25 protein-coding genes and 1 tRNA gene are annotated in these 25,662 nt (G+C 69.8%); 18 read left to right on the top strand and 8 right to left on the bottom strand.

What is annotated here, in order from left to right; translation table 11 throughout:
• Nucleotides 1-28: 28 nt before the first annotated feature.
• The 3 genes from AC1DSA_RS07540 to AC1DSA_RS07530 form a co-directional block, all read right to left on the bottom strand.
• On the bottom strand, nt 29-1,297 hold the full coding sequence (locus AC1DSA_RS07540; RefSeq protein WP_477887654.1) for a URC4/urg3 family protein: 1,269 nt from the start codon (nt 1,295-1,297) through the stop codon (nt 29-31).
• On the bottom strand, nt 1,294-2,541 hold the full coding sequence (locus AC1DSA_RS07535) for a GTP cyclohydrolase II (protein WP_477887652.1): 1,248 nt from the start codon (nt 2,539-2,541) through the stop codon (nt 1,294-1,296). The genes AC1DSA_RS07540 and AC1DSA_RS07535 overlap by 4 nt, the downstream gene beginning before the upstream one ends.
• A 221-nt stretch (nt 2,542-2,762) precedes the next feature.
• A complete protein-coding gene (locus AC1DSA_RS07530; protein WP_477887650.1) occupies nt 2,763-4,283 on the bottom strand; it encodes a helicase HerA-like C-terminal domain-containing protein in 1,521 nt (506 codons plus the stop codon).
• A gap of 61 nt (nt 4,284-4,344) precedes the next feature.
• Here AC1DSA_RS07530 and AC1DSA_RS07525 point away from each other — a divergent pair, with 61 nt between their 5' ends.
• Genes AC1DSA_RS07525 through AC1DSA_RS07495 form a run of 7 tightly spaced genes read left to right on the top strand, consistent with a single transcriptional unit; the run spans nt 4,345 to nt 9,644 of the window.
• On the top strand, nt 4,345-5,070 hold the full coding sequence (locus AC1DSA_RS07525) for a YebC/PmpR family DNA-binding transcriptional regulator (RefSeq protein ID WP_477887648.1): 726 nt from the start codon (nt 4,345-4,347) through the stop codon (nt 5,068-5,070).
• A complete protein-coding gene (gene purD / locus AC1DSA_RS07520) occupies nt 5,067-6,350 on the top strand; it encodes a phosphoribosylamine--glycine ligase (RefSeq protein WP_477887646.1) in 1,284 nt (427 codons plus the stop codon). The genes AC1DSA_RS07525 and purD overlap by 4 nt, the downstream gene beginning before the upstream one ends.
• A gap of 1 nt (nt 6,351) precedes the next feature.
• On the top strand, nt 6,352-7,266 hold the full coding sequence (hemF, locus tag AC1DSA_RS07515) for an oxygen-dependent coproporphyrinogen oxidase (RefSeq protein WP_477887644.1): 915 nt from the start codon (nt 6,352-6,354) through the stop codon (nt 7,264-7,266).
• Nucleotides 7,263-7,862, top strand: coding sequence for a nicotinate (nicotinamide) nucleotide adenylyltransferase (gene nadD / locus AC1DSA_RS07510; RefSeq protein WP_477887642.1), 600 nt, complete (start codon nt 7,263-7,265; stop codon nt 7,860-7,862). Before hemF ends, nadD begins: the two co-directional genes overlap by 4 nt.
• Nucleotides 7,862-8,575: a ribosome silencing factor gene (gene rsfS, locus AC1DSA_RS07505; RefSeq protein WP_477887640.1), complete on the top strand. Its 714-nt coding sequence runs from the start codon at nt 7,862-7,864 to the stop codon at nt 8,573-8,575. Before nadD ends, rsfS begins: the two co-directional genes overlap by 1 nt.
• A 3-nt stretch (nt 8,576-8,578) precedes the next feature.
• Complete coding sequence (rlmH, locus tag AC1DSA_RS07500) at nt 8,579-9,046, top strand: 23S rRNA (pseudouridine(1915)-N(3))-methyltransferase RlmH (RefSeq protein ID WP_477887638.1); 468 nt, start codon at nt 8,579-8,581, stop codon at nt 9,044-9,046.
• Entirely contained in the window at nt 9,039-9,644 is a 606-nt protein-coding gene (locus tag AC1DSA_RS07495; protein ID WP_477887636.1) for a Maf family protein, read from the top strand. Before rlmH ends, AC1DSA_RS07495 begins: the two co-directional genes overlap by 8 nt.
• Here the strand turns inward: AC1DSA_RS07495 and AC1DSA_RS07490 are convergent.
• Nucleotides 9,641-11,077, bottom strand: a complete 1,437-nt coding sequence (locus AC1DSA_RS07490; RefSeq protein ID WP_477887634.1) for a PAS domain-containing protein — start codon at nt 11,075-11,077, stop codon at nt 9,641-9,643. The genes AC1DSA_RS07495 and AC1DSA_RS07490 overlap by 4 nt on opposite strands.
• 104 nt (nt 11,078-11,181) lie before the next feature.
• Here AC1DSA_RS07490 and rng point away from each other — a divergent pair, with 104 nt between their 5' ends.
• A complete protein-coding gene (gene rng / locus AC1DSA_RS07485) occupies nt 11,182-12,657 on the top strand; it encodes a ribonuclease G (RefSeq protein WP_477887632.1) in 1,476 nt (491 codons plus the stop codon).
• A 178-nt stretch (nt 12,658-12,835) separates the two neighbouring features.
• Here rng and AC1DSA_RS07480 read toward each other — a convergent pair whose 3' ends face one another.
• Genes AC1DSA_RS07480 through msbA form a run of 3 tightly spaced genes read right to left on the bottom strand, consistent with a single transcriptional unit; the run spans nt 12,836 to nt 16,721 of the window.
• Nucleotides 12,836-13,828: a hypothetical protein gene (locus tag AC1DSA_RS07480; protein WP_477887630.1), complete on the bottom strand. Its 993-nt coding sequence runs from the start codon at nt 13,826-13,828 to the stop codon at nt 12,836-12,838.
• A gap of 14 nt (nt 13,829-13,842) precedes the next feature.
• Nucleotides 13,843-14,922 (bottom strand): glycosyltransferase family 9 protein, encoded by a 1,080-nt coding sequence (locus AC1DSA_RS07475; protein WP_477887628.1) that lies wholly within the window; start codon nt 14,920-14,922, stop codon nt 13,843-13,845.
• Nucleotides 14,923-14,927: 5 nt separating this feature from the next.
• The gene (msbA, locus tag AC1DSA_RS07470; protein ID WP_477887626.1) at nt 14,928-16,721 is read right to left on the bottom strand and encodes a lipid A export permease/ATP-binding protein MsbA; all 1,794 of its coding nucleotides are present in this window, start codon (nt 16,719-16,721) and stop codon (nt 14,928-14,930) included.
• A 58-nt stretch (nt 16,722-16,779) separates the two neighbouring features.
• Between msbA and AC1DSA_RS07465 the strand changes: the two genes are divergently transcribed.
• Nucleotides 16,780-18,060 (top strand): O-antigen ligase family protein, encoded by a 1,281-nt coding sequence (locus AC1DSA_RS07465; protein ID WP_477887624.1) that lies wholly within the window; start codon nt 16,780-16,782, stop codon nt 18,058-18,060.
• Nucleotides 18,061-18,108: 48 nt separating this feature from the next.
• On the opposite strand, the gene AC1DSA_RS07460 is transcribed toward AC1DSA_RS07465, so the two are convergent.
• The gene (locus AC1DSA_RS07460) at nt 18,109-18,927 is read right to left on the bottom strand and encodes a glycosyltransferase family 2 protein (protein ID WP_477887622.1); all 819 of its coding nucleotides are present in this window, start codon (nt 18,925-18,927) and stop codon (nt 18,109-18,111) included.
• 28 nt (nt 18,928-18,955) lie between these two features.
• Between AC1DSA_RS07460 and AC1DSA_RS07455 the strand changes: the two genes are divergently transcribed.
• The 9 genes from AC1DSA_RS07455 (at nt 18,956) to AC1DSA_RS07415 (ending at nt 25,662) form a co-directional block, all read left to right on the top strand.
• Nucleotides 18,956-19,756: a glycosyltransferase family 2 protein gene (locus AC1DSA_RS07455; RefSeq protein WP_477887620.1), complete on the top strand. Its 801-nt coding sequence runs from the start codon at nt 18,956-18,958 to the stop codon at nt 19,754-19,756.
• Entirely contained in the window at nt 19,753-20,598 is an 846-nt protein-coding gene (locus AC1DSA_RS07450; protein ID WP_477887618.1) for a glycosyltransferase, read from the top strand. The genes AC1DSA_RS07455 and AC1DSA_RS07450 overlap by 4 nt, the downstream gene beginning before the upstream one ends.
• Before the next feature lie 17 nt (nt 20,599-20,615).
• Nucleotides 20,616-21,902: a Tol-Pal system beta propeller repeat protein TolB gene (tolB, locus tag AC1DSA_RS07445; RefSeq protein WP_477887616.1), complete on the top strand. Its 1,287-nt coding sequence runs from the start codon at nt 20,616-20,618 to the stop codon at nt 21,900-21,902.
• 20 nt (nt 21,903-21,922) lie between these two features.
• Nucleotides 21,923-22,456: a peptidoglycan-associated lipoprotein Pal gene (gene pal, locus AC1DSA_RS07440; RefSeq protein WP_477887614.1), complete on the top strand. Its 534-nt coding sequence runs from the start codon at nt 21,923-21,925 to the stop codon at nt 22,454-22,456.
• Nucleotides 22,453-23,226, top strand: coding sequence for a tol-pal system protein YbgF (gene ybgF, locus AC1DSA_RS07435; RefSeq protein WP_477887612.1), 774 nt, complete (start codon nt 22,453-22,455; stop codon nt 23,224-23,226). The genes pal and ybgF overlap by 4 nt, the downstream gene beginning before the upstream one ends.
• A gap of 22 nt (nt 23,227-23,248) precedes the next feature.
• Nucleotides 23,249-24,037 (top strand): tRNA threonylcarbamoyladenosine dehydratase, encoded by a 789-nt coding sequence (locus AC1DSA_RS07430; protein WP_477887610.1) that lies wholly within the window; start codon nt 23,249-23,251, stop codon nt 24,035-24,037.
• A 41-nt stretch (nt 24,038-24,078) separates the two neighbouring features.
• A tRNA-Lys gene (locus AC1DSA_RS07425) sits at nt 24,079-24,154 on the top strand.
• 153 nt (nt 24,155-24,307) lie between these two features.
• Nucleotides 24,308-25,129, top strand: coding sequence for a class I SAM-dependent methyltransferase (locus AC1DSA_RS07420; protein WP_477887608.1), 822 nt, complete (start codon nt 24,308-24,310; stop codon nt 25,127-25,129).
• 125 nt (nt 25,130-25,254) lie between these two features.
• Nucleotides 25,255-25,662 carry a hypothetical protein gene (locus tag AC1DSA_RS07415; RefSeq protein ID WP_477887606.1) on the top strand — a complete coding sequence of 136 codons (408 nt, stop codon included), beginning with the start codon at nt 25,255-25,257 and terminating at the stop codon, nt 25,660-25,662.

The following is a 25,662-nucleotide window of genomic DNA, read 5'->3' as shown; positions in this document are numbered from 1 at the left end:
AATGCCTGCGATGGTACGGGCTGCGCCTTCAGAACACGGTGCCGTCGCTCGTGACCGTCAGCGGCGGCAGCCCGCCTCGGTGGCGCTGCGCGAGCTCGCGTCCGGCCGCCCAGGTGCCGCCTTCCAGCACGCAGGCGAGCGGCAAGCGGTGTTCGTCCAGGTGCAGCAAGTTCCGGACCTCCACCGCCAGTTCGTCCATCAGGGCCACGGTCAGGCCGCGCCATTCGACGATCAGCTCGTCCCCCGGCGCCCAGGTCGCGGCGACCACCGTGGGGTCGCGCAGGCCCAGCACGCCGGTGTCCAGCAGCAGTCCGCCGTTGCGGTACTCGGGCAGCGCCGTCAGCGCCTCGACGCCGCGCACCTGCACGCCGGCCCAGGTGAAGGGCTCCAGCAGCGAATAGGTGAGCCATTGCGACAGCTTGTGGAACGGCACCCAGCCGTCGCTGGCGCCTTCGCCGCGCACCGCCTCGTGGCGCCAGCAGTCGCCCAGCGGGATCGTGCCGAGCGCATTGCCGGAGGGCCAGATGCCGGAGCAGGACATCAGCAGCTGCGACAGGATGTCGTGCGCCGCCACGTCCGCCGTGCGCGGCACGTCCGGCCCCGCCGGCGAGATGAGCGTGTCGAACAGTCCGGCGGGGCGGCCGTGCTCGCCGAACACCTCGGGCTGTTCCGCCATGACTTCGCCCAGGCGGTGCAGCAGCACGGTGCGGCCTTCCAGGCCCACCAGCGGGTTGTTGTCGCGCACCTGGAAGGCGGAGGCCAGGTGGTCCGCGGACAGGCCGCGCAGGCCGGCCGAATCCACCTGCCAGGGATGGTCCCGGTCGCTGGAGAACAGGCCCGCGGTGAAGGCGTGGAAGCTGGCCACGGCCAGTCCCTCCGAGCGGGTGAAGACCTCTTCCGTGGCCGGCTCCGCGTAGCTCCAGTCGGGGCCCGCGCCCGCGTCCAGCAGCACGCTGATGAAGGTGAGGTCGATCAGCGCGTGCGAGCGCGCCGTGCGGGGCAGGGCGGCCATCAGCCGCTCCAGTTCGCCCCGGCGGTCGATGCCGCCCGCTTCCAGGTGGCGCCAGCGTCCGTGGATCGGGATCGCTCCCTTCGGGTAGCGGGTGCGGGTGATGTCCGCCACCGCGCGCGCCGCGGTGGCCAGCGCGCCTGGCTCCACCGTGAACCAGCGGGAGTCGCCGGCGCGGGCGCGCGCCAACAGCTGGCCGCAGCGTTCGCGGATCGTGCGGGTGGTGCGCAGCGTGGCGGCCGCAGCCTCGGCCGCGGGCCCGCTCACCGGCGGGGTCGCCAGGCTCATAGCGCACGTCCCTTCGTCTGCTTGAGCGCATCGGCGTCCGGCACGGCACCCGGCGTGAAATAGCCGGCCGCCTTCTTGGCGTCCATCTCGACGCGGGCATCGGCCGGGATCAGCGACTCGGGAATGTCCACGCGCTCGCCCACCTCGATGCCGGAGTTGGTGATGGCGTCGTACTTCATGTTGGACATGGAGACCAGGCGGTGGATCTTCTTCACGCCCAGCCAGTGCAGCACGTCGGGCATCAGTTCCTGGAAGCGCATGTCCTGCACGCCGGCCACGCATTCGGTGCGGGCGAAGTACTGGTCGGCGGTGTCGCCGCCGACCTGGCGCTTGCGGGCGTTGTAGACCAGGAACTTGGTCACCTCGCCGAGCGCGCGGCCTTCCTTGCGCGAATAGGAGACCAGGCCGACGCCGCCGCGCTGCGCGCCCTGAATGCACTCCTCGATGGCGTGGGTGAGGTAGGGCCGGCAGGTGCAGATGTCGGAGCCGAACACGTCGGAGCCGTTGCATTCGTCGTGCACGCGCGCGGTGAGCTCCACGGCGGGGTTCGCCAGGTCGCGCGGTTCGCCGAAGATGTACACGGTCTGGCCGCCGATGGGGGGCAGGAAGACTTCGAGGTCGCTGCGCGTGACCAGCTCGGGGTACATGCCGCCGGTTTCCTCGAACAGCACCCGGCGCAGGTCGGCTTCGCTGCAGCCGAAGCGCTTGGCCACGCCGGGCAGCCACCAGACCGGCTCGATCGCCGCCTTGGTCACCATCGCGGCGCCGCCCTCGGTGAGGAACTTGCCGTCCGGCTTGAGCCGTCCCGACTGCAGCGCCTCGATCACCTCCGGCAGGATCACGTGCGCCTTGGTGATCGCGATGGTTGGCCGGATGTCGTAGCCGGCGGCCAATTCGCTTGCGAACACCTGCGCGACCTGCGCGCCCCAGGGGTCCAGGCTCACGATCTTGCCGGCGTCGCCCCACTGCGGGTAGGGCCCGATCTCGTCCGTGGGCGAGGTGTTGGTGAGGTCCGCCTTGTGCTCGCGCTTGAGCGCGCCGGAAGCGACGGCCAGCGCGCGGTACACGCTGTAGGAGCCGCTGTGCGTGCCGATCACGTTGCGGTGGGCCCGCTTGGTGGTCGTGCCCACGATGGGCCCGCGCTCTTCCGGCGTCGGCGCGCCCCAAAGAAGAGGCAGCGCGCCAAAGCCGCCTGCGTGGGACGTCAGCCGGATGTGGCGGGGCGCGGGTGTGTCAGTGGACATGGGCGAAGGCAAAGCCAAAAGCCCACTCTAGCAAAGCTGCGGGCGATTGGTTCGTTGCATTTCGCGGCCGGGACGCGCAACGGCGGCGGCCAGGGCGATGCCTTCGTAGGCTGGCGGTGAGCGGCGAAGCCCGAACCCCAGCGATCGCAAGCAACGCTGGGGTTCGGCTTCGCGCTCACCCCAGCCTACGAAGATCACCGCCAGCCTACAGGTGGCAAGAACTACTTCCGCTTCCCACCCAGGATGCTGCCCAGCACGCCGCGCGCGATCTCCCGGCCCACGTTGCTGCCGATGGTGCGGATGGCCGACTTGGCGAAGCTTTCCACCATGCCTTCGTGCCGGCCGCCGCGCGGCCCGGTCGAGCCGAACAACACGTCCGAGAGGCCGCCCAGCGCGCCACCGCTCGCGGTGGTGGCACCGGCCGTGCCGCCCGTGCTGCCGGCGGCGCCGGCTTGTGCCGCTTCGGTGGCCCGGCCCTTGAGCTTCTCGTAGGCGGACTCGCGGTCTTCGGTCTTTTCGTAGACGCCGGCCACCACCGAACTGGCCATCAGCGCCTTGCGCTGCTCCGGCGTGATGATGCCGATCTGGCTGCCCGGCGGGATGACGTACAGGCGCTCGGTCAGGCTGGGCCGGCCCTTGGCGTCCAGGAAGCTCACCAGCGCCTCGCCCACGGCCAGTTCGGTGATTGCCGCCTCGATGTCCAGGCCGGGCTTCGGCCGCATCGTCTCCGCCGTGGCCTTCACGGCCTTCTGGTCGCGCGGGGTGAAGGCGCGCAATGCGTGCTGGACGCGGTTGCCCAGCTGGGCCAGCACCGAATCGGGAATGTCCAGCGGGTTCTGCGTCACGAAATACACGCCCACGCCCTTGGAGCGGACCAGCCGCACGACCAGCTCGATGCGCTCGACCAGCACCTTGGGCGCTTCGTCGAACAGCAGGTGGGCTTCGTCGAAGAAGAACACCAGCTTGGGCTGTTCCGGGTCGCCGATCTCGGGCAGCACCTCGAACAGCTCCGACAGCATCCACAGCAGGAAGGTCGAGTACAGGCGCGGCGAGTTCAGCAGCTTGTCCGCGGCCAGGATGTTGACCACGCCCTGTCCCTTGTCGTCGGTCTGCAGCAGGTCGGCGATGTTGAGCATGGGCTCGCCGAAGAACTTGTCGCCGCCCTGCGACTCGATCTGCAGCAGGCCGCGCTGGATGGCGCCGATGCTGGCGGCGCTGATGTTGCCGTACTCGGTGGTGAACTGCTTGGCGTTGTCGCCCACGTGCTGCAGCATGGCGCGCAGGTCCTTCAGGTCCAGCAGCAGCATCCCGTTGGCGTCGGCGATCTTGAAGACGATCTGCAGCACGCCGGCCTGGGTTTCGTTCAGGTTGAGCATGCGACCGATCAGCAGCGGCCCCATGTCGGTGATGGTGGCGCGCACCGGGTGGCCCTGTTCGCCGAACACGTCCCACAGCGTGGTGGGGCAGGCGAGCGGCTTGGGCTCGGGCAGGCCGCGCTCCTTGATGGCCGCCGCCAGCTTGCCTTCCAGCTTGCCCGGCTGGCTGATGCCGGTCAGGTCGCCCTTGATGTCGGCCAGGAACACCGGCACGCCGATCTGGCTGAAGCTTTCCGCCAGCTTCTGCAGGGTGACGGTCTTTCCCGTGCCGGTGGCGCCGGTCACGAGACCGTGCCGGTTGGCCATCGCGGGCAGCAGGAAGGCCTCGGTCTTGCCCTGTTGGGCGATCAGCATCGGTTCGGCCATGGTGCAAAAAGTAGAATGAGGGTTGGCGGTAGGTTAACGCAGAAGTCAACAAGGAAGATTCGTGGCCGGTCACAGCAAATGGGCGAACATCCAGCACCGCAAGGGTCGCCAGGACGAGAAGCGGGGCAAGGTGTGGACCCGGGTCATCCGTGAAATCATGGTCGCGGCACGCCAGGGCGGCGGCGACCTGTCGGCCAACCCGCGCCTGCGGCTGGCCGTGGACAAGGCCAAGGCGGCCAACATGCCCGCCGACACCATCAAGCGCAACATCGACAAGGCCACCGGCAACCTCGAGGGCGTGAGCTACGAGGAGATCCGCTACGAGGGCTACGGCATCGGCGGCGCGGCGATCATTGTCGACACCATGACCGACAACAAGGTCCGCACGGTGGCCGAGGTGCGGCACGTGTTCAGCAAGTACGGCGGCAACATGGGCACCGAAGGCTCGGTGGCCTTCCAGTTCAAGCACTGCGGCCAGCTGATCCTGGCGCCCGGCACCAGCGAGGACAAGGTGATGGAAGTCGCGCTGGAAGCCGGCGCCGAGGACGTCATCAGCGACGAGGACGGCGCCATCGAGGTGATCACCGCTCCCGGCGACTTCGAAGCCGTGAAGAACGCGCTGGAGGCCGCCGGCCTGAAGGCGGAAATCGCCGAGGTGACGATGCGGCCCGAGAACACCATCCCGCTGGCGGGCGAGGACGCCGCCCGCATGCAGAAAATCGTCGACATGCTGGAAGATCTGGACGACATCCAGAACGTCTTCCACAACGCTGAAATCCAAGAATGAAGGTCCTGGTCATCGGCGGCGGCGGCCGCGAACATGCGCTGGCCTGGAAGCTGGCGCAGTCCCCCAAGGTGCAGGCGGTCTACGTCGCGCCCGGCAACGGCGGAACGGCGCTCGATCCGAGGCTGGAGAACGTGCCGATCACGGACCTGCGCCAGCTGCGGGACTGGGCGCTCAACCAGAAGATCGCGCTGACGGTGGTCGGCCCCGAGGCGCCGCTGGCGGCCGGCGTGGTCGACGACTTCCGCGCGCACGGGCTGCGCATCTTCGGCCCCACGCAGGCGGCGGCGCAGCTGGAAAGCTCCAAGGCCTTCTCCAAGGCCTTCATGGTGCGCCACAAGATCCCGACGGCCGAATACGAGACCTTCAGCGACGCCGCGCAGGCGCATGCCTACGTGGACCGCAAGGGCGCGCCCATCGTGGTCAAGGCCGACGGCCTGGCCGCGGGCAAGGGCGTGGTGGTGGCCATGGACGCAGCCGAGGCGCACGCAGCGATCGACTTCATGCTGCTGGACAACAAGCTGGGCGTGTCCCACAACGCCGGCGGCGCGCGCGTGGTGATCGAGGAATTCCTGCAGGGCGAGGAAGCCAGCTTCATCGTGCTGTGCGATGGCAAGAACGTCACCGCACTGGCCACCAGCCAGGACCACAAGCGGCTGCAGGACGGCGACCAGGGCCCCAACACGGGCGGCATGGGCGCCTATTCGCCGGCGCCGGTGGTCACGCCCGACGTGCATGCGCGCGCGATGCGAGAAATCATCCTGCCGACCATCCGCGGCATGGAGCAGGACGGCATCCCCTACACCGGCTTCCTGTATGCCGGCCTCATGATCGGCAAGGACGGGCAGGTCAAGACGCTGGAGTTCAACTGCCGCATGGGCGACCCGGAGACGCAGCCGATCATGATGCGGCTGAAGTCCGACCTGTTCGACGTGATGATGGCCGCCACCGCGGGCGGGCTGGACCAGGTGGAACTGGACTGGGACCGCCGCGTCGCGCTGGGCGTCGTGATGGCCGCGGCCGGCTACCCGATGGACCCGCGCAAGGGCGACGTGATCGAGGGCCTGTCCAGGGAGTACGGTGAGGACGCCATGGTGTTCCATGCGGGCACCGCCGCCCAGGACGGCCACACCGTCACCACCGGTGGCCGGGTGCTGTGCGTGACGGCCCTGGCCAGCACGGTCAAGGCGGCGCAGATGCATGCCTACGACCTGCTGAAGGGCATCCGCTTCGACGGCGCCCAGTACCGCCGCGACATCGGCTTTCGCGCCGTGAAAGGCTAGGGTGGAAGCCGCCATCCCCGCGGTCCGCGGCTGGCTCACCGGCTTGCAGCAGCGCATCACCAGCGCCTGCGGCGAGCTCGATGGCAAGCCCTTCCTGGCGGACGCCTGGAAGAAGGAACCGGGCGAGCCGCTGCAGGGCGAGGGCGTCACGATGATCCTGGAAGGGGGCAACGTGTTCGAGCGCGCCGGCGTCGGCTTCTCGCACGTGCGGGGGCCCAAGCTGCCGCCCTCGGCGACGCAGCACCGGCCGGAACTGGTCGGAGCTTCGTTCGAGGCCATGGGCGTGTCGCTGGTGTTCCACCCGCGCAACCCGCACGCCCCGACGGTGCACATGAACGTGCGCATGCTCGCCGCGCTGCCCTCCAACGCGCCGGCGGTGTACTGGTTCGGCGGCGGCATGGACCTCACGCCCTACTACGGCCACGACGAGGACGCGATCCATTTCCACGCCACCTGCCGCGACAGCCTGCGGCCCTTCGGCGAGGACAAGTACCCGCGCTTCAAGGCCTGGTGCGACGACTACTTCTTCCTGAAGCACCGCAACGAGCCGCGCGGCATCGGCGGCGTGTTCTTCGACGACTTCTTCGAGGACGGCTTCGAGCGCAGCTTCGCGCTGCAGCAGTCCGTGGGCGACCATTTCCTCGATGCCTACCTGCCGGTGCTGCAGCGGCGCAAGGACACCCCCTTCACGCAGCGCGAACGCGACTGGCAGCTGCTGCGGCGCGGGCGCTACGTCGAATTCAACCTGGTGTGGGACCGCGGCACGCATTTCGGCCTGCAGTCCGGCGGCCGCACCGAATCCATCCTGATGTCCATGCCGCCGCACGCGACCTGGGCGTACCAGCAGCAGCCCGCGCCGGGCACCCCCGAAGAGGAACTGCTCCGGCGCTTCCTGGTGCGCAAGGACTGGGTTTGAACGACGCCCTCGCGCGGGTGGGCATGTTCGGCGGCGCCTTCGATCCTCCGCACCGGGCGCACGTCGCCCTGGCGCGCGCGGCGGTTGAGCAGCTGAAGCTGGACCGCCTGTGCGTGATGCCGACCGGCCAGGCCTGGCACAAGGACCGCACGCTGACATCCGCCGAACATCGGCTGGCGCTGACGCGGCTGGCCTTCGAAGGCGTCCCGAACGTGGAGATCGACGACCGCGAGCTGCGGCGCGCCGGCCCCACCTACAGCGTCGACACCCTGCGCGAGCTGCACGACGAGCATCCGGTCGCCCAGCTCTACCTGCTGATGGGCGAGGACCAGGCCGCCGGCTTCACGCACTGGATGGCCTGGCACGAGATCGCCCGCATGGCCGTGCTGTGCGTCGCCGGCCGTGGCACGGGCTCGGGCCTGGCCGCGCTGCGCGCGCTGCCGGGCGTGCGCGTCGAGGCGCTGCAATGGGCGCAGATGCCCGAGAGCGCCACCGAGATCCGGTCCCGCCTGGCGGCGGGGCAGGACATCGCCGATCTGGTTGAGCCAGCTATTGCCAGTTATATTGAATCCCACCACCTTTACCAATCCGCCTGATGACGACTGAAACCGCCGCGAAGAAAGACACGCAGAAACTGCAGAGGGCCATCGTCGATGGCCTGGAGGACGTCAAGGGCCAGGACATCCAGGTGTTCAACACCGAACACCTGTCGCCGCTGTTCGAGCGCGTCATCGTGGCCTCGGGCACCTCGAACCGGCAGACCCGCGCGCTGGCCTCCAGCGTGGTGGATGCGGTGCGCGAGGCGGGCTTTCCCAAGCCGCGCATCGAGGGCGAGGACAACGGCGAGTGGATCATCGTGGACTGCGGCCCCGCGGTGGCGCACATCATGCAGCCGGCGATCCGCCAGTACTACCACCTGGAAGAGATCTGGGGCGAGAAGCCGGTGCGCATTCGCGTGGGTGCGCCCAAGCCGGCGATGCCCGAGAAGGCCCCCGCTCCGCTCGTGGCCCGGAAGCTGCCCCCGTCCCTGAGGCGCAGCAGCGCCGCCAAGGCCGCCCTGCGCGAAGCCGATCGCGAGGCCGCGGCGACGAAGAAGGCCCCCGCCAGGAAGGCCGCGGCCAAGAAGGCGCCGGCCCGGTCCGGTGCGGCGCGACCGGCCGCGGGCAAGACGGTTGCCAAGGCGCCCGCGCACGGGGGCGCCAAGCCCGCTGCCAGGAAGACCCCCGCGAAGTCGCCCGCCGCCAAGGCACCGGCGGCCAAGGCGCCCACCAAGAAGGCGGTTGCCAAGAAATCTCCTTCGCGCCGCTGAGCCATGCGCCTGCTGGTGGTGGCGGTCGGCCAGCGTGTGCCGGACTGGGCGCAGGCCGCCTGGGACGACTACGCCAAGCGCTTCCCGCCCGAGATGCGGCTGGAGCTCAAGGCGGTGAAGACCGAACCACGGGCGTCCAAGACCCTGCCGACGTTGCTCGCCGCCGAACGCGAGCGCATCGAGGCCGCCATCCCCAAGGGCGCGCGCATCGTGGCGCTGGACGAGCGCGGCACCACGCTCACCACCGTGGCGCTGGCCGCCAAGCTGAAGGACTGGCAGCTGGAGAACGACGTCGTGGCGCTGGTGATCGGCGGCCCCGACGGACTGGATCCGGCCTTCCGGCAGGCGGCGCACGAACGCATCCGCCTCTCGGACCTCACGCTGCCGCACGCCATGGTGCGCGTGCTGCTGTCCGAGCAGCTGTACCGCGCCTGGTCGATCAACGCCGGCCATCCCTATCATCGTGAGTGAGTTCGTCTATCTCGCCTCGCAGAGCCCGCGCCGGCGCCAGCTGCTGGAGCAACTGGGCGTGCGCTACGAGTTGCTGCTGCCCGATGCGCAGGAGGACAGCGAGGCGCTGGAGGCCGTGCGGCCCGGCGAGGCTCCCGCCGCCTACGTCCGGCGCGTCACCGGGCTGAAGCTCGATGCCGCGCTGGCGCGCATGCAGCGCCGCAGCCTGCCACCGGCGCCCGTGCTGTGCTCGGACACCACCGTGGCGATGGGCCGCACCATCTACGGCAAGCCGGTCGATGCGCGGGACGCCGCCCGCATGCTGCGCGAGCTGTCCGGCCACACGCACCGCGTGCTCACCGCGGTGGCGGTGCAGGCCGGGCGCAAGCGGGTGCAGGCGCTGAGCGATTCGCGCGTGCGCTTCGAGGCGCTGACGCCGGCGCAGGTGCGCGCCTATGTCGCGACGGGCGAGCCCATGGGCAAGGCGGGCGCGTATGCGGTGCAGGGCAGGGCGGCGGCACACATCACGCGCATCGCCGGCTCCTACACCGGCATCATGGGGCTGCCGCTGCACGAGACGGCGCAGCTGCTGCGCTCGGTCGGCGTGCGGATCGCTTAGGCCGCCAGCTTCAGCGCGGACGCGCGCGTCGTCTCCAGGGCCTCCGGCACGATGCCGACGATCTCCTGCCGGGCGTTGAAGACGGGCCGCAGCAAGAACAGGAAGTTGCGCACGCCATCGGGCAGGTTGGCCTGCAGCTCGGCGCGGACGGTCTGCCCCTGGCGTGCGGCGTTCACGGCGTCATGGATGCGTTCCGCCAGGCCGGGCGTGTCCGTGAACCAGGGGGTCTCCCAGAACGGCTTGTTCACGACATCGGCCAGCGAACAGCGGATCGCGGCCAGCGACGCCGGGTTGGCATCCAGCAGCGTGCCGGCGGTGTCCAGGAAGCCCTGGAAGATCAGGTCGGTGGCGAAGGTCGCGCGCAGGCGGTCGGCCACGGCGCTCTGGGCGGCCAGCGCCCGCGTCAGGTCGTCGGTGCGGTTCTTCACGTGCGCTTCCAGCGTGGCGTTGAAGCGCCGCAAGGCGAGCCGGGCCCGCTGCTCCGCCTCGATCAGGGACGCGAGCCGGGCCCGTTCCTCGCCCAGTTGCCAGTTCGTCAGCCGCAGGGCGGATTCCGCCTTCGCGCGCTCGGTGACGTCCGTGACCAGCACGAAGATGCTGTCCACCTCGCCCGCCCCGTTGCGCATCGGCTGGTAGATGAAGTCCAGCACGCGGTCTTCGGCCGGCGTGTCCGGCTGGTGCTGCAGATTGACCGGGATCGACGCCCCCAGGTAGGACTCGCCGGTGCGGTACACCGTGTCCAGCAACTGCACGAAGCCCTGTTCGGCCACTTCCGGCAGCGCGGCCTGCACGGTCTTGCCGGTCACGTCGCGGCCGCCGATCAACCGCTGGTAGGCGTCGTTGACGAACTCGAACACGTGCGTCGGGCCGCGCAGCAGCGCCACGCCGGCGGGCGCCTGCTGGAACATGTCGCGCCAGCGATCGAGCTCGGCCTGGCGCTCGCGCCGCGCGAGCACCACCGCGGTGATCTCGTTGCCCTGGTTGAACACGCCGCCGATGCTGTGGTCGGCGTTGTGGATGGCCGTGAGGCTGTAGTTCCACCAGGTCTCACGCGGCTGTCCGCCGCGCACCATGGGCAGCATCTGCTCGTACAGCGCCAGCCCTTCGCCGGTGTCCATCACGTCCTGGAACTGCGGGCCGACGATCTCCCAGATGTCGCTCCAGCCTTCGCGGCCCGGCTTGCCCAGGATCCACGGGTGCTTGTCCGCCGGGATTTCCGACCAGGCGTCGTTGTACAGGATGTGGAGCTCCGGCCCCCAGTAGATCGCCGTCGGAAAGCTGGAGTTCAGGCACAGGCCCAGAGCCATGCGCAAGGCAGGCGGCCACTGTTCGGGCGGGCCCAGGGGATGGGAGTTCCAGTCGAAGGCGCGGATGCGCTCGCCCATGGCGCCACCGCCCTGCAAAAAGGCGGGGGCGGGGGAAGACTGGATCATGGGACGGGGGACTCCTGCGGGAAGCTTCGGGGCGCGTTAATCGGCGCGCGGCCAGTCTAGCAAAGCCTTTTGTAGGAGAAGGCTGAGGTATCCTGTAGTCACACATGCAGCAGGACATCCTGGTGAACTGGTCCCCGCAGGAGACGCGCGTGGCCATCGTCGAAAGCGGCGCGGTGCAGGAACTGCACGTGGAGCGCACGCTGGAGCGCGGTCTGGTCGGCAACGTCTACCTCGGAAAGGTGGCGCGCGTGCTGCCGGGCATGCAGTCCGCCTTCATCGACATGGGCCTGGAACGCGCCGCCTTCCTGCACGTGGCCGATGTGTGGCAGCGGCAGCCCGAAGGCGAGCCACCCGCGTTCGCCCGCAGCGGGCAGCCGCAGGTCCCCATCGAGAAGCAGGTGTTCGAGGGCCAGTCCCTCATGGTGCAGGTGATCAAGGACCCGATCGGCACCAAGGGCGCGCGCCTGTCGACCCAGATCAGCATCGCCGGACGGCTGCTGGTGTTCCTGCCGCAGGACGACCATGTCGGCGTCTCGCAGAAGATCCCGTCCGAACAGCGCGACGCGCTGCGCCGGCGCCTGAACAACCTGGTGGGCGGCGAAGGTGGCGGCTTCATCCTGCGCACCAACGGCGAGGACGCGACCGACGCGGAACTGGCCGAGGACATCGCCTACCTGCGCAAGACCTGGGGGCGCATCCGCGAGTCCGCGACCCGGCTGCCGCCGCCGTCGCTGCTGCACCAGGACCTGAACCTGCTGCAGCGGGTGCTGCGCGACCTGGTGACCGACGAGACGCAGGCGATCCGCCTCGATTCGCGCGAGCAGTTCGGGCTGCTGCAGGCCTTCGGCGAGGAGTTCATGCCCAAGGCGGCGGCGAGGCTGCAGCTGTACAAGGGCGAGCGGCCGATCTTCGACCTGTATTCGGTGGACGAGGAAATCGCGCGCGCGCTCGGCCGGCGGGTGGACCTGAAGTCGGGCGGCTACCTGATCGTCGACCAGACCGAGGCACTCACCACGATCGACGTCAACACGGGCGGCTACGTCGGCTCGCGCAACTTCGACGACACGATATTCAAGACCAACCTGGAGGCCGCGCACGCGATCGCGCGGCAGCTGCGCCTGCGCAACCTGGGCGGCATCATCATCGTGGACTTCATCGACATGCAGCGCGAGGACCACCGCGAGGCCGTGCTCGGCGAATTCCGCAAGCAGCTGGCGCGCGACCGCGTGAAGACCATGGCCGGCGGCTTCTCGCAGCTGGGGCTGGTGGAGATGACGCGCAAGCGCACGCGCGAGTCGCTCGCGCACCTGCTGTGCGAATCCTGCCCGGTGTGCGAGGGCAAGGGCACCGTGCGCACGCCGCGCACCGTGGCCTACGACATCCTGCGCGAGATCCTGCGCGAGGCCCGCCAGTTCAATCCGCGCGAATACCGGGTGGTCGCCGCGCCCAAGGTGATCGAGCTGTTCCTCGACGAAGAGAGCCAGCACCTGGCCGGGCTGTCGGACTTCATCGGCAAGCCCATCTCGCTGCAAAGCGAAAGCGCGATGGGGCAGGAGCAGTACGACATCGTGCTCCTTTAACTTTGAAAAATCGCTGGAGCGATTTTTCAAAGTTGCCTGATCGGTGTGACGAGGACCGGCGAAGCCGGATCCTCTTCACAAGGGGGACGGCGCTGCATGCTATTCCGCGCCGTCCTCGGGTGGAATCCGCTTCAGCGCCCGTAGGCAGGGGTGACGAAGGAACCCCAGCGCTGCGGCCTCAGTCGATGCCGAACGCTTCAATAATCTGCCGGTCGAATTCAGCAGGCTCCCGCGCGATCACCTGCCGGTAGCCGTCGAACTCGCGGGTGCACTCATCGAAGCGCGAGAGCACCGCGTCGGCGACTTCGCCGAAGCGCTGCACGAAGTCCGGGGCCTTCACGTCCAGCTTGTAGCGTTCCGGGATCGGCACGTCCACGGGATTGGCGGCGGAGCCCTGCCGCGCGGTGACAACGCAGCATCCGTGCAGGCCGGCCTCGCGCGGCAGGCGGTCCTTGCCGGGGTGGTGGCCGAAATCCATGTACAGCCTGGCCTCCAGGAAGGCCTGCGCGAGCTGCTCGCGGTCCAGTCCGCGCAGCGGCCGGAATCGCCACTGCGGGTAGGCCGCCATCAGCTTCGCGGTGATGGGCGCGCCCTTGGTCGGGTTGTAGAGGATCGTGTCGGAGCGCTGCGCCGACTGCAGGCGCGCCGGCAGCGCCTCCAGGTACGCGCGCTCGGTGTAGACGGGGATGGGATCGGACAGCATCGGCGCCACGATGCCGTGCCCGGCCAGGAACTCTCGTGCGTAGTCGCTCTGCGCGAAGTTGGGCAGGTGGGCCAGCGCCTTCAGGCCGCGCCACGGCCGCTTGCCCTTGAGCACGTACTTCCAGTAGCGCAGGCGGTCGCGCCAGGGCCGCCCGTAGCGCACGCCGGTGAAGTTGTTGACCGACATCCACCACACGGCCGCTTCCGCTTTCTTCGCGCGCAGGGCCAGCGTGGTGAAGATCTCCGGGAAGACGATCAGCGTGCCGGCGTCCTCCGCATAGGTGCCCACCGGCACGCCGTACTTGCGGTAGGGCGCCGGCGGCTCGAAGCGGCGGTTGAAGGGGTGGTAGACCATCTCCGACGGCTGCCCGAGGCGATTGAGGTCCGCCACCAGCTGGTGCAGGGCCTCCGGCCCCGCGGTCATGGCGTTGCCGGGGCAGATGACGAGGACCTTGGCGTAGCGGGGCATGGGTCGGGTGTGATTCAGCGGCCGCGCGCGAGGATCTCGAAGGCCTGGTCCGCCACCTGGCGCGGCGTGATCGCCGGCAGGCAGTCGGCGCGGCTCATGCGATGGTCGTCGCAGCCCGCCTTGCCGCAGGGAACGCACGGCAGCTCGGACTGCACCAGCGTGACCTGGCCCAGCGTCTGGGCCGGACGGCGGCGGTGGAACTGCACGGGCTGCGCCTCCGCAAGGCGTGGCCACGGCGCCCAGCGCTGCGGATTCGTGGGTCCGAAGATCGCCAGCATGGGAACGCCGGAAGCCGCCGCCAGGTGCGAGATCGACGTGTCGGGGCCGATGTACAGGGCGGCTTCGCGCAGCAGCGTGACCAGCTGCCCGAAGGAGAGCACGCCCGCATCCAGCAGCCGGTCCGCCGAGGCGGCTCCCTGCATGGCGGCCACGGTCTCGCGGTCGCCGGCCGCGGGGCCGCCGGTCAGCACCACCTGCCGGCCCGCCTGCGCGAGCAGCGCGACGAGGCTGCGGAAATGCTCCACCGGCCACTGCTTGTACGGCCACATGGACGGGGTGTGCACGACGACGTAGCCCGGCGCGAGCCGGCTTTGCAGCGAGGCCGGCAGCGGGGCGGGCGCCGGCGGAACCAGCTGCGCGGCGGCAACCTGCGTGCCCTGCCACGGCGCCAGCAGCTGCAGCTTTTCCTGGACGATGTGCACCTCGCCGAGGTCGCCGGCGCTCGTGACCACGTGCGCCAGCAGGCGCCGCTTCCACCAGTTGCTGCCATTGCCGGCGGGGAGGATGCCGCTGCGCTGGCGGGCCGCGATGGCGCCGATCAGGTGGGCGCGATCACCGGGATCGGCGATCAGCGCCAGGTCGTAGCGGCGCCAGAGTCGTTTGGCCCAGCGCAGGCCCTGCGACCAGCCGGGGCGCGCGGGCATCGCGATGCTGTCGCGCACGTCCGGGTTGCCGTGCAGCATGCCCAGAGTCCCTTCGAAGCCCAGCACGTCGATGGCGGCCTGCGGCCAGCGCAGGCGCGCGGCGTGGATCAGGGGCGTGGTGAGCAGCACGTCCCCGATCTGGCGCGTGACCACCACCAGGACCGAACGCACCGCGCTCACAGCTCCGGGCCGCCGCCGAGGGCATGCAGGCGCGCGTAGAGGCCGCCGCGCGCGACGAGGTCCGCGTGCGAGCCGAGTTCCAGCAGGCGGCCGCGTTCCAGCACCGCGACGCGGTCGGCATGTTCGATGGTGGAGAGGCGGTGGGCGATGATCAGGCTGGTGCGGCCGGCCATCAGGCGGCGCAGGGCCTCCTGCACCAGTCGCTCCGATTCGTTGTCGAGGGCGGAAGTCGCCTCGTCCAGGATCAGCACCGGCGCGTCCTTGTACAGCGCCCGCGCGATCGCCAGGCGCTGGCGCTGGCCGCCGGACAGCGCCGTCGCGTTGTGGCCCACGTCGCTGTCGATGCCGCGGGGCAGGGCGGCCACCAGGTCGCCCAGGTTCGCGGCCTCCAGGGCGTGGCGCACGCGCTCGCGGTCGATCTCCCCGCCCAACGCCACGTTGGCGGCGAGGCTGTCGTTGAACATCACCACGTCCTGGCTCACCATCGCGAACTGGCGGCGCAGCGCGGCCAGGTTCCACTCGCGCAGGTCGTGGCCGTCCAGGCGCACCGAGCCGCCCGTGGGCTCGAGGAAGCGCGGCAGCAGGTTGGCCAGCGTGGTCTTGCCGGAGCCCGACGGGCCCACCAGCGCGAGCGTCTCGCCCGGCGCCACGTCCAGCGTCAGCTGGTCGAGCGCTGGGGCCTGCGCACCGGGGTACTGCATGCCCACGCCGTGGAACTCGATGCGGCCCTGGGCGCGGCCGGGATCGTAGCTGCCGCCCTGTTCGACCGGCGTGTGCTCCACCAGGTCGAAGGAGCGTTCCAGCAAGGCGAGTGAGCGCGTGATGGGCCCGGTGGCCTCCGACAGCCGCTTGACCGGCGCGATCAGCATCAGCAGCGCGGCGACGAAGGACGCGAAGGTGCCCACCGTCATGCCCTTGTCGCTCTGCCACAGCGCGATCACGATCACCAGGGACAGTGCCGCGGCCGCCAGCATGTGCATCACCGGCGTGATGGCGGCCTGGGCGACCGAGGACTTCATCGCCAGCCGGCGCAGCGACAGGCTGAGCGCCTCGAAGCGGCCGACCTGCGCCCGCTCCGCACCGTGCAGCCGCACCATGCGGTTGGCCAGCACGTTCTCTTCCACCGCGTAGGCCAGCTGCACGGTGGCGGCCTGGCTGCTCTTGGCCAGCCGGTGCAGGCGTCGCGAGGCGGTGCGCATGATCCACGCGACCGCAGGGCCCAGGAAGCCGACGATCAGCGTCAGCTGCCAGTTGATGTACAGCAGGTACAGCAGCAGGCCCACCAGCGCGAGCCCGTCCTTCACCAGCCCGGTCAGCGCGTTCACCAGCATGGTGATCGCGTTCTGCACCTCGTGCACGATGCTGTTGGACAGCGAACTGGCCGATTCGGCGCGGAACAGGTCCAGCCGGGCATCCAGCATGCGCGCGAACAAGGCGCGGCGCAGCATGAACATGCCCTCGTTGGCGATCTTGGCCAGCGTGACGTCGGCGATGAAGCCGGCGCCGCCGCGGATGGCGAACATCAGCAGCAGCGCGGCGGGGACCAGCCAGGGGTTGAAGCTGCTCGCGCCGAAGCCGCGATCGAGCAGCGGCTTGAGCAATGCCGGGGCCGCGGGCTCGGTGGCCGCGCCGATGATGGTGGCCACCAGCACCACGATCCAGTAGCGCTGGACATGGCGGATGTAGGGCAGGAAGCGGCGGATGCGCTGGGAGAGGCTCGCCGGCTCTCGGGGCAGCGCGGGCGAGGGAGCTCCGGACGCGTCAGGCACAATAGGCGAGGCGGACTGCATGCAGCCGCCTATTATCCCCGCTCCGGAATATTCTCCCGCGCATGTCGCCCCGCTTCGCATGAGGCCCTGGCCCCGAAGGCTCGGCCCCGTCGCCGCCCTCCTTGTTTCCTGCGCCCCGCTGTTCGTCCTGACCCTGCATGGCTGGACCGGCTGGGTGCTGTTCCTCGGCGCCATCCTGTCGCTGGCGCTGCTGTGGCGCGGCGGCCTGCCGGCCCCGCAGCTCGCCCCCGCCGAGCGCGCCTGGGCCCAGGCCTTGATGGTGGCGCTGGTCGCGCCGATCCTGGCGGTGGCGCTCGGCGCCGCGCTGCGTCGCGACAGCTACCCCGCCCAGTTCGATGCCGCCTCCCGCTTCCTGCTGGGCGTGCCGATCTTCCTGTTCGTCCTGCGGGCACGGGTGGATCCGTCGCGCTGGCTGCGCTGGGTGCTGCCGCTCGCGCTGCTGGCCGCCCTGCTGTCGCTGGAAATCGTGGGACGCGCGTCGCAGTACCCGGCCGGTCGGGACACGACCCGGGCCGTCGACCCGCTCGTGTTCGGCTACCTGTCGCTCGCTTTCGGACTCATGTGCCTGGTCTCGCTGACGCCGGGGGAGTGGCGCACGCGCCGGGGCGCCGTGCTCCTCAAGTGCGCCGGCGCGGCGCTGGGCTTCTACCTGTCCCTGCGTTCCGGCTCCAGGACGGGCTGGGCCGCGGCGCCGGTGGTGATCGGCACCTGGGTCTACCTGCATTGGGGCAGGGGCCACCCGGCCCGCACGGCGCTGGTCCTGTGCGCCGCCTGTGCGACGCCCCTGCTGGCCTACCTGCTGCTGCCGACCGTGCACGAACGGGTGGACCTCGCCTGGCAGCAGGTCGCGGCCTATCCGTGGACCGGCGTCGCCCCGGTCAACTCCGTCGGCCTGCGCATCACCTTCCTGCGCGTGGCGGCGGACACCTTCGTCCAGCATCCCTGGACCGGCATCGGCGACACGCAGCGGCTGCCCATGTCGATGCTGCCCACGTTCAGCTATGCGTCGCCGGAAGCGCTGGAGGGCGCGTTCCATGCGGCCTTCCACAACCAGGTGGTCTCGAACGCGGTGCGCTCGGGCATCGGCGGCTTGCTGGCGACGCTGGCGCTGCTGCTGGTGCCGCTGGCGGTCTGCGCACGCCAGCTGCGGCGGGGCGGCCGCGTCACGCGCGAGAACGCCGCCATGGGTTTCGCCTACACCCTGTGCATGGTCGTTGCCAGCATGAGCACCGAGGTGGTGGACCTGAAGGCGCTGGCCAGCCTGTACGCGGTGATGGTCGCCGTCCTGTGCGGCGCGGCACTGGCGACCCACGAGCCGGCGACCGGGCCGGCGAGCTAGGGAGGCCCTGAGCAAGCCGGTGGCGCCCGCGACGGGACCTTTCCGGGGTCAGCGCCAGGCGAACGCGCCATCGCGCCGTTCGCCGTGCAGCGTCATGCCGTGCTGCGCGAGCTCCTGTTCGCGCCACTGGCGTTCGCGCCGTTCTCGCTGCAGCTTGTCCCACTTGCGCTGCAGCATCGACTTGCCGAGCAGGCGGTAGTTGTTGCGCGCGCCCAGCCCCTGCCGCCCGGACAGCCCGCGCTCCTGCTTCATGGCGCTGACGGTGATCGAGCCGTAGTGGTGCAGCCAGGCCGAGCCCACGATGGCGCTGCGGATGCCGGCCTGGTCCAGGGCCTGGAAGAACAGCGTGTCTTCGTAGCCCCACAGGCTCGGCTGCGCGTGGAAGAAGCCCACCTGGTCCCACACCGAGCGGTGCACGCACAGGCAGACGAGGTGGCGGGCGCCGATTCGCGCGACGTCGCGCATGCGCGGCGAGGCATCGGCCGCGAAGGCATCGAAGTCGTAGTCCAGCGGTCCTTCGACCAGCGCGGGGGAGACCACCTTCACGCCCAGCGCGTCGGCGGACGCCACCAGGTTCTCCAGCCAGTCCTTCGACACCACGACGTCGTTGTTCATCACCACCGACCACTCGGCCTGCAGTGCCAGCACGCCCTGGTTCCAGGCCACGCCGCAGCCGAGGTTCTGCCGATTGAGGATGTGGCCGCCCAGGGGCAGGGACTGCAGGTAGTCGCGGGTGCTGTCGCTGGAGCCGTTGTCCACGGCCACCACGCGGGCGAGGTCGTAGCCATTGCGCACGAGGCTGTCCACGCACTGCCTGGTGTAGTCCATCTGGTTGTAGCAGGCGAACGTGATCGCGTAGTCGGTCATGCGCTGGGGACGGATATCATCGGCATCGATGCCCGGATTATCCAGTGAAAGCCCGGAGGCGCCCGGCCTGAGCGTGGTCGTCATCACGCTCGACGAGGAAGCGAAGATCGCGCAATGCCTGGCCTCCGTGTCGTTCGCCGACGAGGTCATCGTGCTCGATTCCGGCAGCCGGGACCGCACGGTCGAACTGGCACTCGCCGCCGGTGCGCGCGTCGAGCGCAGCGCCGGCTGGCCCGGCTTCGGCCCGCAGAAGAACCGTGCGCTGGCGCTCGCGACGCGCCGGTGGGTGTTCTCCATCGATGCCGATGAACGCGTCACGCCCGCACTGCGCGAGGAGATCCTCGCCGTCGTCCGGTCGCCCGGTGCGGCCGCCGACGCCTGGGACATGCCGCGGCGCTCCAGCTACTGCGGCCAGTACATGGCGCATTCGGGCTGGTACCCGGACCGCGTGACGCGCCTCTTCCGCCGCGGCCGCGCGCGATTTTCCGACGACGTGGTGCACGAACGCCTGCTCACCGACTCCGCGGTCGGACACCTGCGCAGCGACCTGCTGCACGAGAGCTTCGACGACCTGGGCGACGTGCTGCACAAGCTGGATGCCTATTCCACCGCCGGTGCGCAGCGCATGTGGCAGCAGGGCCGGCGCACCTCGCTGGCCGGTGCCGTGGCGCATGGCCTGTGGGCCTTCCTGCGCACTTACCTGCTGCAGCGCGGCTTCCTCGATGGCCGCATGGGCTTCGTCCTGGCGGTGTCCAACGCCGAAGGCACCTACTACCGCTACCTGAAGCTGTGGCTGCTGCAGCGGCGGCCGGCAGCGCCGCCGGCATGAAGACCGGCTTCGTCGTCCTCACCTACAACCGCAGCGACGCGCTGCTGGCCGTGCTGCGCGCGCTGGCGCCGCAGTGCGACGATCGCCACGTGGTCGTCATCGCCGATGACGGCTCGCGGCCCGAGCACGTGCAGGCGCTGCGCGAGGGCCTGCCTGCGTTCCGGTGCCCGGTGCGGCACGTCTGGCATCCGGACGTGGGCTTCACCGCCGCGCGCTCGCGCAACCTCGGCGCCGCCGAAGCGCGCGCCGATGCCATCGTCTTCCTGGACGGCGACTGCGTGCCCAATCCGCGCTTCGTGGCGCAGCACGCGCGGCTCGGCGAGCCGGGCCATTTCGTCAACGGCAGCCGGGTGCTGCTCAGTCCCGGGCTCACCCGTCGCGCGCTCGATGGCAAAATAGATTTGTCCAAATTGGATGCCGCCGACTGGCTGCGACTGCGGCTGGCCGGCGACGTTAACAAACTGACGCATCTTCTGCACTGGCCGGGGGCCCCGTTCCGGGTAGAAGAGCAGTTTCGCTGGAAGGGCATCCGCAGCTGCAACTTCGGGGTGTCCTGGCGTGATTTCGAGGCAGTGAATGGATTCGACGAGGTGTATTCGGGCTGGGGACACGAGGATGCGGACCTGGTCCTGCGGCTGCATCACCATGGCTGCCGGCGCAAGAATGGTTTCCTGGGCACGGAGGTCTGGCACCTCTGGCACCAGGAGCACAGCCGCGCCGGCGAAACCGCCAACCGCGAGCGCGTCCTGGCCCGGGTGAAAAGCGGCATCATCCGGGCCGAGACCGGCCTGGCGGAGGCGCTTCACGCAGCGGATACCGTCGTGACTGAACTGAACCGATGAACCACACACCAAGCAGCATGCATCCATCCAAGTTCCTGAAACGGCGCGAGCTGTTCCTGCTCGCGGGCGCGGCGGCCGCAACGCCCGCCATGGCGCAGTTCCGGGTCGAGGTCACCGGCGTGGGCCTGACGCAGCTGCCGATCGCCATCGCTCCCTTCCGCGGCGAAAACGAACTGCAGCAAAAGATCGGCTCCATCATCCAGGCCGACCTGGAACGCAGCGGCCGCTTCCGCGCCATCGATTCCGCCGGCGCCGCCGGCCTGGACGAAACCAGCCGGCCGGACCTCAGCCCCTGGCGGCAGAAGAGCGCCGACTCGCTGGCGGTGGGCAGCGCCACCCGCCTGGCGGACGGCCGCCACGACGTGCGCTTCCGGCTGTGGGACGTCGTGCGCGCACAGCCACTGGCCGCCGATGGATTCGTCGTGGTCGCCGCCGACCTGCGCCTGGCGGCGCACCGCATCGCGGACATGATCTACGAGAAGCTCACGGGCGAAAAAGGCGTGTTCTCCACGCGCATCGCCTACGTGACGAAGGCCGGAACCCGCTACAACCTGTGGGTCGCCGATGCCGACGGCGAGAACGCGCAATCGGCGCTCGCCAGCAACGAGCCGATCATCTCGCCGGCCTGGTCTTCCAGCGGCAAGCAGCTGGCCTACGTGTCGTTCGAGTCGCGCAAGCCCGTGGTGTACGTGCACGACGTCGCCACCGGCAGCCGCCGCCTGATCGCCAACTTCCGCGGCTCCAACAGCGCGCCGGCGTGGGCCCCGGACGGCCGCTCGCTGGCGGTCACGCTCACCCGCGACGGCGGCTCGCAGCTGTACACGATCTCGTCCACCGGCGGCGAGCCGCGGCGGCTCACGCAGTCGGGCGGCATCGACACCGAGCCGCTGTACTCGGCGGATGGCCGCAGCATCTATTTCGTCAGCGACCGCGGCGGCGCGCCGCAGGTCTACCGCATGCCTTCCAATGGCGGCGAGCCGCAGAGAGTTACCTTTACAGGGACTTACAACATTTCGCCGGCCCTGAGTCCCGACGGAAGATGGCTCGCCTACATTTCCCGCATCAGCGGTGCCTTCAAGCTGCAGGTGATGGAAATCGCCACCGGCAACGTCCAGTCCCTCACGGACACGACCGCCGACGAAAGCCCGAGCTTCGCGCCGAACGGCCGGCTGATCATCTACGCGACCCGCCAGGGCGGCGCCGAGGCACTGATGACCACCACCCTCGACGGCAAGATCAAGGCACGCCTGCCCGGCAAGGGCGGCGACATCCGCGAGCCCGACTGGGGCCCCTTTCAGCGATGAAATTTCTGGAGATCAAAACAATGAAGTACCGTGTGTTCCTGGCTGTTGCATTGGCGGCCGCACTTGCAGGTTGCGCCAGCGGCGTGAAGCTCGACGACGTACCGGTGGACGACAAGGCCGGCAGCAGCACGGCCGTTCCGGGCGGCGGCCCTGGCGCCGGTGGCCAGAGCCAGGTGCAGCCGGTGCAGGCCGACACCGCCTCGGCCACCCAGCAAGGCCCCGCCAACGTCGCGCGCATCGTCTACTTCGATTACGACAGCTACGTGATCAAGCCCGAGTTCCAGTCGCTGATCGAGGCGCACGCGCGCTTCCTCAAGGCCAACGTCCGGCGCCACATCGTGATCGAGGGCCACACCGACGAGCGCGGCGGCCGCGAATACAACCTGGCCCTGGGCCAACGCCGCTCCGAGGCCGTGCGCCGTGCGCTGGGCCTGCTGGGCGTGACCGACGCGCAGGTCGAGTCGGTGAGCTTCGGCAAGGAAAAGCCCGCCGCGCAGGGCAGTGACGAAACCGCATGGGCGCAGAACCGCCGCGCCGAGATCGCCTACCGATGAAGACCCTCCATCGTTCCGTGCTTGCCGTGGCGCTGGCCGCTGCGGCGTTGTTCTCCGCGTCCGCCCAGGCGGCGCTGTTCGAGGATGACGAGGCCCGCCGCGCCATCATCGAGCTGCGCCAGCGCATGGAGCAGCAACGGCAGGCGCTGAGCGATGAACTGCGGCGTGCCACCGAGGAGAACGCCTCGCTGCGGCGCAGCCTGCTCGACCTGCAGAGCCAGATCGAGGCGCTGCGCTCCGAGGCGGCCCGCCTGCGCGGCACCGACGAACAGATCACGCGCGACCTGGCGGACGTGCAGAAGCGCCAGCGCGACATCACGCAGGGCGTGGACGAGCGGCTGCGCAAGTTCGAGCCGGCGCAGGTCACCGTGGACGGCAAGGAATTCACGGCCGACCCGAACGAGCAGCGCGATTTCGAAGCCGCGCTCGCATCCTTCCGCAAGGGCGAGTTCCCGGCGGCGCAATCGGCCTTCGCGGACTTCGTGCGCAAGTACCCGTCCAGCGGCTACCGGCCCACGGCGCTGTTCTGGCTGGGCAATGCGCAGTACGCCAACCGCGACTACCGCGGCGCCATCGCGAACTTCCGCGCGTTGCTGCAGCAGGCGCCGGACCATCCCCGCGCCCCCGAGGCGGTGCTGTCCATCGCCAACTGCCAGATCGAGCTGAAGGACAACGCCGCCGCCCGCCGCACGCTGGACGACCTGGTGAAGGCGTACCCGCAATCCGAGGCCGCCAGCGCGGCACGGGAACGGCTGGCGCGCCTGCGCTGACGCGGGTGCACCCGCCGCGCGCATGACGCACCTCGACGAGGCCGCGGACCTGCAGCGCCGCTTCGGCGGGCTCGAACGCCTCTATGGCATGGAAGGCGCCGCCGCCATCCGCGGCGCGCACGTGGCCGTGGTGGGCATCGGCGGCGTGGGTTCCTGGGCGGCCGAGGCGCTGGCCCGCAGCGGCGTCGGCGCACTGACGCTGATCGACCTGGACCACGTTGCCGAATCCAACATCAACCGGCAGGTCCACGCGCTGGACGCCACGGTCGGCCAGGCCAAGGTGATCGCCATGCGCGAGCGCATCGCACAGATCCATCCCCGCTGCGTGGTCCAGGCCGTGGAGGAATTCGTGGAGCCGGACAACTGGCCCGCGCTGCTGCCCGCCGGCGTGGACGCCGTCATCGATGCCTGCGACGCGCCGAAAGCCAAGACGGCAATGGCCGCCTGGGCGCGCGAGCGCAAGGCCTTGTTCATCAGCTGCGGGGCGGCCGGCGGCAAGCGGCTGGCGCACCAGGTGGACATCCAGGACCTGTCGCAGACCACGCACGACCCGCTGCTGGCGCAGCTGCGCTATCGCCTGCGCAAGCACCACGGCGCGCCCAAGGAGGGCAAGCGCATCGGCATCGCCTGCGTCTTCAGCCGGGAGGCGGTGGCGCCGCCCGACCCGTCCTGCGCCATCGAGGGCGACGGCTCGCTCAACTGCCACGGCTACGGCTCGGTGGTGAGCGTGACGGCCACCTTCGGGCAGTGCGCCGCGGGCTGGGTCCTGGACCGGATCGCATCACGAAAGAGCGAAAAAAGAAGGCTATAATCGCGGGCTTTGCTGCTGTGAAAGCAGGGGCAATTCGGTTCGGGACGTTAGCTCAGTTGGTAGAGCAGCGGACTTTTAATCCGTTGGTCACAAGTTCGAATCTTGTACGTCCTACCAGGGATCCAGAGGGAATGGCTGTCGCGGTCATTCCCTCTTTTCTTTGGGGTGCCCGGCAACTGTTGCGCCCATCCGCCGTTCCCGACTCCTTGCGCGTTCCGCGTCCCGGCCTGCGCGCCACTGCCCAGTATGATCGGCCGCAAGGGGGAATCCATGGGGAGCACTTCACTACGGTCGGTGGTCGCGGCCGCGCTCGATCACCTGCCCGCGCGCCAGCGCACCGCCGTGTACGACCTGCTGCGCAAGGTCGTTCCCGGCACCCGCGAAGTGGTTGCCGCCAGGCATCTGCGGGGCGACGGGATCGAGATCGGTGCCATGCACTATCCACTGAAGGTGCCCGCCGGGGCGCGGGTGCGGTACGTGGACAAGGTGAGTGCCGATGTGAGCCTGGGTCGCTTCAGCGAGATCCGGCATCTGCAACTGGTGCGGCCCGACTTCGTGGAAGACGGTTTCCGGCTGCCAAGCTTCGCCTCCGCCTCCGTGGACTTCCTCATCGCGAACCACGTGCTGGAGCACACGAACGACGTGCTCGGAACGATGGACCGGTGGGCGGAGGTGATCGCCCCCGGCGGAATCCTGTTCCTTTCCGTGCCCTTGGCCGAACGCTGCTTCGACCGCGGCCGGCCCATCACGCCCATCGACCATTTCGTGTCGGACCGCGACCAGCTGCGTGCCGGTGACGTCGGCGCATTTCGCAATGCGACGCGCCAGCACTATGTCGAGTGGTTGAGCGTCTCCCTTCCCGCCGTGGTCGCGGAGCAGCGCGGGGACGTCGGCCCGGAGAACTCCCGGGCCCTGGGCATGACCGCCGACGATTTGCTGGCCGAGGACGCGGAGATCCACTTCCATACCTTCTCGCTCGCCTCGTACGAGCAACTGCTGCGTCATTTCTGCGCCGCCTGCCGGCCGGAATTCAAGCTGGTCGAGCTGGTGGAAAACGGCATCGAGGCGATCGCCGTACTCAGGCGGGACTGAGGCCGCACCGCCTGCGGTTGCGCACGCTTTCACCGCGCAACAACTGTTATTTGCGTCCACACCTGCGCCGACCGGCCGCCGGTAACGTCTCCTGATCACACCTTGGGAGATTGGGAGATGCAAGCATGAGCCGCGAAGACGAACGCCACCTGAGCACCGCCGACCTCGCAGGCGCGGGCGAGCGGCAGCGCGAGCCCGGCCCCGTCACGGAAGCGATGGCGGACCCGATCCCGCCGCGCGGCATGGACCGGCCGTCCGAACCGCTGGCCGCGCTGTTCCTCGCGCCCGTGGCCGAGGATTTCCGCCAACGCTGGGATGCCGTGCAGATCGGCTTCGTCGACGATCCACGGCAGGCCGTGCGCAGCGCCGACGAGCTGGTTGCGCAGGTCATGAAAACGCTGGCCGAGACCTTCGCCGAGCAGCGCTCCGGCATCGAGGCGGGCGTGGATCGCGGCGGCGATGCGGACACCGAGAACCTGCGCGTGGCGCTGCAGCGCTACCGCTCCTTCTTCCAGCGGCTGCTGTCGCTCTGA

Source organism: Ramlibacter sp. P4_H7, assembly GCF_056400765.1.
This window is presented reverse-complemented; position numbering and strand designations above follow the sequence as displayed.